General features: G+C 55.9%; 9 protein-coding genes and 3 pseudogenes. 8 read left to right on the plus strand and 4 right to left on the minus strand.

The features are described from left to right. Window positions 1–345 precede the first annotated feature (345 nt). Both B8991_RS20240 and B8991_RS20245 read right to left on the minus strand, forming a co-directional pair. Complete coding sequence (locus B8991_RS20240; RefSeq protein WP_084355099.1) at window positions 346–741, minus strand: PIN domain-containing protein; 396 nt, start codon at window positions 739–741, stop codon at window positions 346–348. Next, window positions 731–958, minus strand: a complete 228-nt coding sequence (locus B8991_RS20245) for an AbrB/MazE/SpoVT family DNA-binding domain-containing protein (protein WP_084355100.1) — start codon at window positions 956–958, stop codon at window positions 731–733. Before B8991_RS20245 ends, B8991_RS20240 begins: the two co-directional genes overlap by 11 nt. Before the next feature lie 236 nt (window positions 959–1194). Here B8991_RS20245 and repA point away from each other — a divergent pair, with 236 nt between their 5' ends. The 3 genes from repA (at window position 1195) to repC (ending at window position 4801) form a co-directional block, all read left to right on the plus strand. Beyond that, window positions 1195–2382, plus strand: coding sequence for a plasmid partitioning protein RepA (gene repA, locus B8991_RS20250; RefSeq protein ID WP_084355107.1), 1188 nt, complete (start codon window positions 1195–1197; stop codon window positions 2380–2382). Beyond that, window positions 2379–3395 (plus strand): plasmid partitioning protein RepB, encoded by a 1017-nt coding sequence (repB, locus tag B8991_RS20255; protein ID WP_084355101.1) that lies wholly within the window; start codon window positions 2379–2381, stop codon window positions 3393–3395. Before repA ends, repB begins: the two co-directional genes overlap by 4 nt. A 176-nt stretch (window positions 3396–3571) precedes the next feature. Continuing rightward, window positions 3572–4801: a plasmid replication protein RepC gene (gene repC, locus B8991_RS20260; protein WP_084355102.1), complete on the plus strand. Its 1230-nt coding sequence runs from the start codon at window positions 3572–3574 to the stop codon at window positions 4799–4801. A 137-nt stretch (window positions 4802–4938) separates the two neighbouring features. Here repC and B8991_RS22270 read toward each other — a convergent pair. After that, window positions 4939–6136, minus strand: a pseudogene (locus B8991_RS22270) (Fic family protein). A 569-nt stretch (window positions 6137–6705) separates the two neighbouring features. Beyond that, window positions 6706–7275, minus strand: a pseudogene (locus B8991_RS20275) (IS6 family transposase); the annotation flags it as partial. Window positions 7276–7341: 66 nt separating this feature from the next. Between B8991_RS20275 and B8991_RS20280 the strand changes: the two are divergent. From B8991_RS20280 to B8991_RS20300, 5 genes and pseudogenes are all read left to right on the plus strand, one after another. Next, window positions 7342–7494: a hypothetical protein gene (locus B8991_RS20280; protein ID WP_235866719.1), complete on the plus strand. Its 153-nt coding sequence runs from the start codon at window positions 7342–7344 to the stop codon at window positions 7492–7494. Between the two features lie 99 nt (window positions 7495–7593). Then, window positions 7594–7895, plus strand: a pseudogene (locus tag B8991_RS20285) (hypothetical protein). A 125-nt stretch (window positions 7896–8020) separates the two neighbouring features. Next, a complete protein-coding gene (locus B8991_RS20290) occupies window positions 8021–8866 on the plus strand; it encodes a DUF736 family protein (RefSeq protein ID WP_235866721.1) in 846 nt (281 codons plus the stop codon). 578 nt (window positions 8867–9444) lie between these two features. Next, complete coding sequence (locus tag B8991_RS20295) at window positions 9445–10644, plus strand: N-acetyltransferase DgcN family protein (RefSeq protein ID WP_084355105.1); 1200 nt, start codon at window positions 9445–9447, stop codon at window positions 10642–10644. Next, window positions 10641–11762, plus strand: a complete 1122-nt coding sequence (locus tag B8991_RS20300; RefSeq protein ID WP_084355106.1) for an alanine/ornithine racemase family PLP-dependent enzyme — start codon at window positions 10641–10643, stop codon at window positions 11760–11762. Before B8991_RS20295 ends, B8991_RS20300 begins: the two co-directional genes overlap by 4 nt. Window positions 11763–11863: the final 101 nt, after the last annotated feature.

Consider the following 11863-nt stretch of genomic DNA (forward strand, 5'->3'; position numbering starts at 1 on the left):
TATGTCCAGAAGCAGCTCGGCCATACCTCGGCAGAGATGACGCGCCGCTATCAGCGCAGGCGCGATAGGTTCCGGGTCAACCTGACCAAGGCCGCCGGGCTCTGAGCCTTGCAAACCCCACCGTTCTGGTGAAGCGCTAAGGTGAAATTCAGACGCTGCGGTCTCAGCTTAGCGACTCAATTGAAATCAGGAACTAAACGCGACACTCGAGTTGGCAACCGCCGTCCGTGAGGATGCTGCTGGGACGGGCGGCGCAGCTTGGGTTGTTGCGGCCTGAGCGGCAACTATATCCTTGCAAATCTGCTAGCTCTTGGAACGATTGCAAGGTTACAGCTAAATTTGTTGTCAGGAGAATGGATTGACGACGCGCAACTGATCTTCGACCAGCAATCCGTCGTGCATATCTTCGCTCCACAACGTCGTGCATCCAGCAACAAGTGCGACCGACACAATCATGGCATCATAGGCCGATAGCGGGTATTTTTCTGCCAATGCCCGGCCCACCAGATGCGTTTGCACTGTCAGGTCCTCGACTGGACACAAGGATTGGATTCCTGCGAGAAAAGCTCCGGTGTCCTCCCAGCTGAGACCGGCTTTCCTTCGGCAATTGACCATCACTTCGTTCAGGACCTGTACACTGATCCGCGGCCCCTGCCCCAAGATGTCTTCAGCCCGATCCGCCTTTGGACCATCGTCAAGAAGGTAGAGAACGATATTCGTATCCGCGAATTCAGCGCTCATGCGCGGCGGCGCGGCTCAGGCGTGCGTCTTTGGAAAGCTTTCCTCGAAAACGTCGCAGTCCTTGCAGCACCTCATCGGCGCGAGGTTGGCGCTGGACAAGCAAAGTACCATCGTCCTTTATCAGGTCGATCTGGTCACCCTCTTTGAGGCCAAGCTCCCGCACAAGATCGGCAGGCAGTCGGACCGCGAGCGAATTCCCCCATTTTGCAACTTGCATGTCGTCGTTTCTCCAATGGGATACACGGTTTCAATTGTATATCATGTCGTCGCAATTACCAAGATCAGTTTTCGACGATGGCGGTGAGCTGACTTGTGTTTCGATGGTAATACCACACAAGATGTGGAAAAAACTTGCGCGAATCCGACTCTTACGTCAATAGTCACGGAAACGAGGCAAAAAACGTCAATAACCGTGAACACGCCAAAGATGTGTGGCGCGGGTCGAGAGGGCAGATGAACAAGACTTTCGTGCATCAGGACCTGAACGCGGTCATTCGCCAACACTCCGAGTGGCTGGCCAACCAGTTGCATTCACAACGCGAGAGCCTGTTCCCCCCCGACGCCAATAAGGAAATGCGCAAATTCACCTCTGGTGAGGCGGCCGCGCTTCTTGGCGTGAACGATTCCTATCTGCGCAAACTCAACCTTGATGGCAAGGGTCCTTCGCCTGAACTGACGGCTGGCAATCGCCGCCTATATTCCGCGCATGACGTTCAGGCCCTGCGTGTCCTGTTGGAAAAGACAGCACGCAAGCCTGGTGACTATATCCCGGGGCGGCGTGATGGCGACCACCTGCAAGTCATCGGTGTAATGAATTTCAAGGGTGGCTCCGGCAAGACGACAACTTCCGCACACCTCGCCCAACGGCTGGCTTTGCGCGGTTATCGCGTCCTGGGCATTGATCTCGACCCCCAAGCCTCATTCACCGCGCTACATGGCGTGCAGCCCGAATTCGACCTGACCGATGGCGGCACGCTCTATGACGCCATCCGTTATGACGACCCAGAGCCGATCCGCGCCGTCATCCGCAAGACCTACATCCCGAACCTCGACCTTATCCCAGGCAATCTGGAACTGATGGAGTTCGAACACGAAACGCCGCGTGCCCTGTCACAAGGCAATGCCGGCCTGTTCTTTTTCCGAGTGAAAGAGGCGCTGGCGCAGGTTGACGGCGACTACGACGTCGTGGTCATCGACTGTCCGCCGCAACTGGGGTTCCTCACCATGTCCGCGCTGTCCGCCGCCACCGGCGTACTTGTCACGATCCATCCTGAAATGCTCGATGTGATGTCGATGTCGCAATTCCTGCGCATGACCGCCGACTTGATGGATGTGATTGCAGAAAGCGGGGCGGATATGTCCCACGACTGGATGCGCTATGCGCTGACCCGCTATGAACCACAGGATGCGCCGCAGAACCGGATCGTTGCCTTCCTGCGTACCATGTATGGCGATGCGGTGCTGAATTCTCCAATGCTTAAATCTACCGCAATCTCCGACGCGGGCCTGACAAAGCAAACCCTTTACGAAGTTGAACGCAGCGCATTTACCCGCACGACCTACGATCGTGCCCTTGAAAGCCTGAACGCGCTTAACGATGAAGTTGCTGATCTCATTCAAAAAACTTGGGGGCGGTCATGACGAGTGGAAAGAAAAAGCGGATGTCTATGCTCGACAGCCTCGCGGCAGCCGGTGGTCCCGCCCCTGCCCCCCAAGTTGGTGCCGCAACCCCTATGATGACCTCCAACCGCGCCTTGCGCTCGGCTCGTGATGCGGTCGACGCCCATCATGTCTGGGAACTGGACCCGACCAGCATCATCGACGACCGTATGGCAGATCGGCTTGATCCGGCGGATGTGCTTGATCTGCGCGATGCAATCGAGGCGAATGGCCAGACCGTACCAATTCTTGTACGTCGACACCCATCTGAGACGGACCAGTATCTACTCGTCTACGGCCGCCGCCGGCTCGAGGCGATACGCCAGTCCGATAAGGTTGCCAAGGTGCGCGCATTGGTTGCCAGTCTGGATGATGACAGCGCCCTGCGCGCCCAGATTTCCGAAAATATGGCGCGTCGCGATTTATCCTTCATTGAAAAGGCAATCTTTGCGCAAGAGCTCGTATCGTCAGGCTTTGGAAATCAATCACAGGTTGCAGAGATTCTAACCGTGACCAAATCATCGGTTTCCATGGCTATTGCGATCGCTGATATGGTCGGCACGGATCTCGTGCGCGCTATTGGTCCTGCCCACGGCATCGGTCGCCCGCGGTGGGAGGCCATGGGCCGTGCCATTGCTGATAACGGACTGGATCGGGACAGCCTGATCCATATTGCCGAAGAGGCCCATGACAAGGCCGATGTGGTTATGGTGGTGGACACGGCAACTGCCACCGACGACACCTCGGTTCAGGCGTTCGAGGCCGTGTCCAAGGCTGTCGCGAAAGCGGCTAAACCTGCCAGGGCCCCCTCCCCTTCTGTGGCGTCCAGCGTGCCGCTCAAGATCGGCGGCAAGCGTGGCGGCACCGTCAAACGCAACGCTAAAGGCGTCGTGATCGAACTGGCAAGCAGTGAGTTTGCCGATTGGATCGAGGTGGAAGCCCATGATTTCATTGATGAACTTCACGAACGCTGGAAACGGCGCTCAGAAGACTGAGAAAGAGCGGAAACAAAAACAGGAGGCACGATAGAGCCAAAGAAAAGGTCCCGCAAAGCGACCGCCCTACGAGACCCAGACTTGTTGTTAGCACTCTCAAGTTAGTCTCGAACGCTGTTTTTCGCAAGTCTTTAGTGATTCGCGGACCGAAATTTCTTTGTCTTCGTGAATGATAAATGGATTACACCCCCGTAACGCCGTTCCGGCGATCGGTAAATGCTGCCATCTTGAAACATCATGCTGCAGCGCAACAGGAAGTTCCGCCATCAGGCGTTAACAAATGGGAGGCGCTGCGCGAACTCGCCGCTGCGCGTATCGCCTTTGGCTTATCTGACCGCGATCTAAGCGTGCTTCAGGCATTAGTCAGTTTTCATCAGTCCACGATCCTTGGCGGTAACGAAAGTGAACTTGTCGTGCATCCGTCCAACAAGGCCATTTGCGAGCGTCTGAACGGCATGCCCTGCTCGACTATGCGACGACACTTGGCGAACCTGGTGCAAACCGGCTTCGTCGTTCGGCGCGACAGCCCAAACGGCAAGCGTTATGCTCGCCGTTACGGCGACGAAAAGATCGCATTCGGCTTCGATTTGGCCCCCCTCGCCCAACGCTTCCCTGAAGTCTGCAAGGCCGCCGAGGCCGTCAGGGCCGCCGAGGAGCGCTACAGACGCCTCAGGTCTGCGGTAAGCCTCATGCGGCGTGATCTGGTGGGTCTGGTCGAATACGGCAGATCTCTGCGCCCTGACCTCGCTGTTTGGGATCAGGCGTCCGATCTTGCAGTTCTGACAGCGCGCGATTTGCGTCGGAAACTCGACTTTGCCGAACTACAGCAAATCGAAGCCACTCTTTCTAAAGCATTAGATGCCACACGCGGCCTTCTCGAAGGTGATCAAACAGAGAATATGAGCACCAATGCTGTTATAAATGAGCAGCACCATAATAATTCAGATAAAGACTCTTATGATTCTGAACTACGCTTAGAAAAAGCGCAGGGCGACTGCACCGCATCACATCACATGTCAGCATCGGTTGCTATTGACGAATCCGGCAAGGTCGATGAACCAGTTTCAAAAGTCGATCATTTGCCAAGGATACCCCTCGGCCTTGTCCTGGCCGCCTGTCGCGAATACCAAACATACGCCAATCCTCCGGTACGGCATTGGCACGATTTGGTAAGGGTCGCAGATGTGATCAGACCCATGATGGGCATTTCCCCATCCGCTTGGGACGAAGCCAAGCGCTACATGGGTCCGGAAGAGGCCGCTGTGGTCATCGTGGCAATGCTGGAACGCTTCGGAGACATCCACTCGCCCGGCGGTTACCTACGGTCCCTGTCCGCCAAGGCTGCGCTTGGCGAATTCTCCTGTGGACCAATGATCATGGCGCTCATGCGAAAGGATGCAGCATGAAAAGTTCACAGTTGTGAACCTCGGTTGGCTTTGCGGCCCAAATACAAAGTTCACAACTGTGAACTTATTGCGCCCTTGATCTGGGATCTACTTCCCAACCGCGTTTTCACGATGAGTGCAGTAACGGCCACAGTTCATTAAGGCCGATCACCGTCACCAAACAGGTTTGGGAAGAGCCGCTCTCGATAATCCAACGGAAACGCCAAACGAACGGGCGTCTTGGGCGAGGCGGTGGTCAGGTATCCAGCGGCGGTCAGTTTACTCAGCATGTTGCAAGCCGTACGCTCGGACGTCTTGAGCACAATTTGCGCATCGCCACGTTCCAGTGCCCCATGCCGAGGAACCGCCGAGATCAGTGCTGGCGCACGCTTGTCATCGATAGTATCTCCAACAAGACGTCGATACCGCTGGTCCAATCCTCCGAGATCGAACAGTCTTGCTGAGAATGTGATTTGGTCGAGTGTGACCTTTAGGAACCATTTACTGAATGTCTTCAGTGCCGCTTCTGGCAGGTTCCCACGTTCGTCGCGGAATCCGCGGCGAGGGCTGTCGGCCAGATCCATCATCCGTTTGTACTCGCCCCGATCGGTCAGCCCGCGGGCCAGCCCACGCGATACGGACCAAAGCCCTTGGCCACCGAGCCCCGCTATGAGGGCCACTGCATGAGATATCAATCTGCTGACGCGCCCGTTGCCATCCGGGAAAGGATGGATGTAGTTCAGACGGTGATGTGCAGAGGCGATCGCGATGCTCTGTCCGCTCAAAGACCGTGCCGCAATCTGAAACCGATTGTCGAAGTGGTCCATGAATGCCGCGACGCGCGCTGATGAGGGGGTAGGTAACGCCCGACCGCGACCTGCCGATCGTCGTCTTGGCGCATACGGCCCGGAACGATAGGCTCTTGTGTGCCGTCGGGATGTTCGATGAACCGAAACTCGTCAGGCATCTCGTCGTAGAAACTCTTATGGACCCAAGTCAGGAATGCGACAGATGTGGGACGGGGCAGGGTGCCTATGCGATGTATCTCGTCGATAGCCCGTTGAACGATAACATGCGCCCGAGCCTCAAGTGCGAGCGGGCGGGTTTCTTCCTCAAGCTCGGCGCCAGCCAGCGCCCTTTCGATGTCACGGGGGCGTGTGTTGTGTCCTTCGATCAGGTTGGAGTAGTAGCAATTCCTCACGCGGACGAGAACGGCAAGCTCGGCTGCGCTGTCAGCATGTAGCCCTTGTCCAGCCCGGTGGCTTCCCTCTGGATATCAACCGACAGATCGGCCAATACAGCAGGAATATGCTCCCCGAAGAAGCACGGTTCGATCCTGGCGGGTGTTTCCAGCATTTTTGCCGATCACCTATGTTAGCAAAGTAATTGATAAATATACACATTTCGCAATTGTGATCAGGGTTTTTCCGATGTGCGTTGCCGATCTTACCTGTCTATCTTAATTTACTGTTATAAATCAATGACTTAATGATGTGGCTCGGTGTTGCGCCAATTGTTCGGGAACCGTTAGTTTTGAGAAGGCCGCCTTGAAAGCCATGCCTATCAATACCGACAGGCGCGATGCCCAGCGAATTGCTCGATTGTTGCAAATGGGTTGGTACCGGCCGGTGCACCGCAAATCTGTGTCGTCCCAGGAACCGCGCTTTGCTGACCGCGCGAAAATCCGTTCAACAGGCGATCATCAACATCGAACTCTCGATGAGGGGAGTTTTCCGGAACTTCGGCCTCAAGCTCAGACACGGCACCCGGATCAGGTACGAGGTCAGGGTTGGGGGAACTGGTTGCCCAAAACGACATGCTGTTCGCTTCGGCGTTAACGCTCTTTCGCGCCCGGGAGCAGTTGCGAAGGCAAAGCCAAGTTGTTGAGTGAGGCTTGTAGTGGTCTGGTGACCGGGAGATTACGACGCCTGTCGGTGAGATTTGAATCGCCCGTATATCTTCCCTCGCTTGCGGGTCTGCCTGTGTGATCCTTCGATAGCATTATTCAATCTCTTGTGTGCACGGTGGTCAGTGTCCGGTGCCAGTGTTTTGACCGGCTTGATATAGCTGCGCAATTTGTCCGTGATCACGACCCTCGGCTCGCCGAACTGGGTGATTAGCCTTCGGCAGAACCGCTTTGCAGCCTTACCGTTTCTGTGGGTTTGCATTAGTATGTCAAGAACGTCGCCTTTTGCATCTATCCCGCGCCACAGCAAGTGGTTCTTCCCGCGGATAGAGATTACGACTTCGTCCAAATGCCACCTGTCGTTTGGTCAAGGACAATCCTGTCGGATGCAAGTTGCAAAATGTCGACCAAAACGATTGACCCAGAGCCGGACCGTTTCCCGGCTGACAATCACATCCCGCGCAGCCAACAGGTCTTCAACATCAGCCGTGCTTAGGGCTAACCGGTGGTGCGCCCAGACCGCGTAAGCAATGACCTCACGAGGATAACGGAAGCTCTTTAGGCGCGGCAGCGTGGTTGGCACCTTCATCGCGTTACAATAACTTGATCATATCGGCAGAACAACTTCGATGCCAGCCCGAGCCATGTGTGGCCAATGCCCACATTGACCGGCATGCCGGAGATGAGCCCTGCGGCGACCCAAGGGTCAAGGGTTGCCTGGCCCTCCGAGGTCGCCGCCGGAAGAACGGTTCTTGGCCTGAAGGATTGGATGGCGGTGCGCGCGACGCAAGCCACGCAAGGTGCCTGACAGCTCTCGGCCGTTTGCCACACGAATGCTGCAAGAAGCCCGGTTGGAAGATCGGGCTTCTTGCGCCGTTTCCCCACCATTCTTCGTAAGGAGGTTCGGATGACACGCGATGAAATCAAGGCCGATGTCGATGCCGGGCAGACCGTGCATTGGGCCAATACCGGCTACGTTGTCGAGAAGGACCGGCTCGGTCAGTACCTCATCACCTATGCCCCGAACGGTAGCTGCATCGGCGTGACCGACCGGGAAGGGCAACGGTTGAACGGCAAAGAGGCGGAGTTCTTCATCGCGCAATCGAAGGACGCCGCAAAAATCCGGGCAGCCAATCAAGACCAGACGGGCAGGGGAGGGGCGTAGCACCCGGAGGCGCGGGGGCATTCCCATTCGGACGGCAGCTTTGACCAGTGGGCGGGGCTGAAAGGACAAGCAGGCTTTCTGATTTGTGATCCCTCAAGGGGTCGAGAAAGCAATCCCGGATGCGCTGGCAAAACCGTCAGGCACCGGCCAATCCAAAAGGAACCATCCCATGTTCGCGGGAACCCTCACCCGCAATGTCGAGACCGCAGCCGCACAGTACACCGGCATGATCCACTCGACGCGCTTTGACATCGCCATCCAGTTGGAGGCGCGGGCCAAGATGTCCGAACGCAGCTCGGATTTTGACGTGACGGCAGTCAACAAATCCGGCCGCAAGGTGCGCATCGGCACGGCCTGGAACGAGACCGGCAATACCAGCGGCACCCCCTACATCTCGATGCAGATCGATGTCGGCCTCGGCCCGTTCCGGGTCAACGCGGTGCAGACGAAAGAGGCGCGCACAGCCCAGAGCGGCGCGTTCGAGATCATCCCGCTGGTCTCGAACGGCTTGGTGAAATCAGGCTCGATCTCGGGCGAGCTCACCGCCATGGACGCCGACAACGCCTTCACCGGCTACATTGCCAACATGAAGTTCGATCTGGAGTTCATGCTGATCGAGAACAGCTACAAATCCGAGGAGACCTACCCGGATTACCGGATCGAGTTCATCGCGCCCCGGGGCACACCGATCCGTGTCGGTTCGGCCTGGATGGCCAAGAGCAGCCGCACCGGCAATGACTACCTGTCGTTGCTGATCAACACGCCCGATGGCGACCTGCGCGTCAACGCCGTGCAGAACGAAGAACAGCGCGGCGGGCAGTCCTTCTCGATCATCCCGTTCATCGACAGCGGCGAGCAGCCGCAGGACGCGGGCGCGGGGCTGTCGCTGGTCGCCGATCTGGGTGAGATGAGAAGACGATCTGAGCCGAAAGGAGAGCCGTGGGACTACGGTTCCCCTCTTTCTGTGTTGGCGTGGTTGAATGACAGCTGCGCGGATTGCAGGCGCTCGTATTAATCGCAGCGAATGCGCCCGAAGAGCCAATTTTACCGATGCTACGATGCGCATGAGTGTCGCCTTATGGTAGTCACGCCCAAATTGGTGATGTTTCTGGCAAAGTCAGTCTCAGAAACAGAGTTTGATCCGCTAACGTTGTAACTCAGGCGCTAAGAGACTACGTAGGGTATACAAAAGTTGTGGTCTTCTGCGGCGTAGGCGCATCGCCAGACAGAACGAACCACAATCTTATATCTTGACAATTCAGCTGTCACTTCCGCTTGCAAGGATCTGATGTTTGGGAAGGTTGCAAGTGCTGTGGCGCACGACCGCATCACTTGTGTTGTTGATTCATCCGATTTCTTCGGTTGGGTATGACGATAAGTTTTGGCCCGACAGCTAAGAGCTTTTCGCCGAAAAATGACTTGTAACGCCTTCGCTTCATAGCTTGGCAATCTTCCGCAATGCGACCGGCACGTCCCAAAAACCCCAAATGTAGGGGCGTTTTCTACAACCTAGCTCACGGCAGGCAGTTTCGGTCTCGACACGCTTAGACGAGCGTTACTTTGCCCTCCGCGAGACCATCAAAAGGTAAAAATATGAAAACTGAACTTCAAACGGTAGATACCATTTGTCGCCCTGTCAGAGGTGCGCAAGCGCCGCCGCTGACCCGCGCAACAAATCCACAATCGACTTCAATCCCTCAGATTGCGGTGCCGCCAACGGCGATTGTCTATTGCGAAGGTAACTTTGGCAAAATCGATGGCAAAACTGCTAACGGTCTTGTGCGTCATTCAGAAGCCTACCGAATTCTCTCGGTCATCGACAGCGACCACAGTGGCGACAATAGTGGGTTGGTTCTTGATGAAACGATGAATCACATACCAATCTTCGAAAACCTCGATGCCGCTATCGCCCATGAAGCCGTCATCCCCGACACGTTCATCTATGGAATGGCACCCTCAACAGGACGGCTTTCGCCCGCTGATCGTTACGTTGTGCTTAATGCGATCACACGCGGTATGAACATCGTCAGCGGCCTGCATGAATATTTGAGCGATGACGTCGAAATTGCCCAAGTAGCGGCTGAACGAAGCGTCACCATCCGCGACATCCGCAAACCCAAGCCCAGCAAAGACATGCGATTGTTCGATGGCAGTGTCGCAAATGTCGATGCCTTGCGTATCGCGGTTCTTGGGACCGATTGCGCCATCGGAAAACGGACAACAGCCACGGTTCTGGCGCGTGCGTTGAACGCTAAAGGCATTAAGACTGTGCTGGTTGGAACTGGTCAAACTGGTTTGATGCAGGGTGCAAAATATGGTGTGGCGATGGACGCTGTACCACCGCAGTTCTGCTGTGGTGAACTTGAAGGTGCGATTGTTGCAGCCTCAAAGGCAGAGCAACCTGATGTCATTTTGATCGAAGGCCAAGGCGCGCTCAGCCATCCAGCGTTTTGCACATCAGCCTTTATTTTGCGTGGCAGCCAGCCGGACGCTGTCATTCTTCAGCACGCGCCGAAACGCGCACATCGCTGCGACTTCCCCAATATGCCAATGCCGACCCCAGCAAGTGAGATTGCTTTGATCGAAGCGTTTTCCGATACAAAGGTTATCGGCGTCACGCTCAATCATGAAGGTATGTCAGAGGCTGAGATTACAGACACGATAACAGCACAAGCGCATAAACTGGGATTGCCTGTGACGGACGCGCTCAGCCGTCCAGCGGCGCATTTGCTGGCGATGGTTGTGGCAGCCTATCCCGGCTTACAGCAAGGAACGCCCGTGGCTGCAAAATGAGTTGCCCGCGGATAGAGGTCGATCTGAGCAAAATTCGCTGCAACACACGGACAATTGTTGAGCGGTTAAGATCGCGTGGTATTCGCGCGACTGCAGTGACCAAAGCAGTTTGTGGCCATCCTGCCATTGCTCGGGCCATGCTCGACAGTGGCGCTGCGGGGCTCGCTGAGGCGCGTTTGAGCAATGTACAGAGATTGCGCAAAGCTGGTGTAACCTGTTCGATCACTTTGATCCGGACACCCATGCTGAGCCAAGTCGAAGATGTCGTCCAAGTCTGTGACGCGAGTTACAACACAAAGATAGCCGTAATCACGGCTTTGGCCGCTGCTGCGATCAAGCAAAACAAGGTTCACGATATTATCTTGATGGTCGAAATGGGTGATCTGCGTGAAGGGATCATGCCGCAAGACCTTGGCGACATTGCGCAGCAAGTGGTGGACATGCCCGGTGTAGCGTTGAAAGGTATTGGGGCCAATTTCGCTTGCCTGAGCGGCATAGCCCCGACGGCTGCAAAGATGCAGGCGCTGTCGGTACTCGCGAATGACGTTGAGGGGCAGTGTGGTCCTGTCCTGCGGACGGTATCTGCTGGGAATTCCGCAAGCCTGCCTTGGGCATTTGGAGGGCTTCCTACCGGACGGATCAATGATCTAAGGCTTGGTGAGGCAATCCTTTTGGGTATTGATCCCGTCTCTGGGCATCAGATTGGCGGGATGTATGGGGATGCCTTTACGCTCGTTGCCGAAGTTATTGAGATAAATACAAAGCCTTTGTCTCCCCCAATCAACTTTTCCAATCCGGCGTTGGCAGGGCTTCGCCTTGTGCCAAAGTTTGAATCCGGCACACGTACGATCCTCGCGATAGGTCACCAAGACACAGATATCTCCGGGCTTTCATGGCCTCCTGGAATCACATTCATCGGAGCAACGAGCGATCACCTCATTGTTGGCACCAAACCTGAGACGCTGCGCGTTGGGTCGGAAATGAGGTTCCAGATGAATTACAGCGCGTTGATGCGTGCCATGGCCGCTCCCGACATTCAGACAAATCTGTTGCATAACCCGCCCGCGTCAGAGGTGCGGGATTTCCACGACCCAAACAAACATCTGGCATTGGTTTGAACGATCGTATGCGCCGTCTCGGCCCCATTGGTGTTTCGCTTGCGGTGGGGTGCTCGGCTCATTCTGCTGACGTTTTTGCCTTCGTGAACGCTCAGAATGAG

The sequence above is a fragment of the Primorskyibacter flagellatus genome, assembly GCF_900176485.1.
Taxonomy (GTDB): Bacteria; Pseudomonadota; Alphaproteobacteria; order Rhodobacterales; family Rhodobacteraceae; genus Primorskyibacter; species Primorskyibacter flagellatus.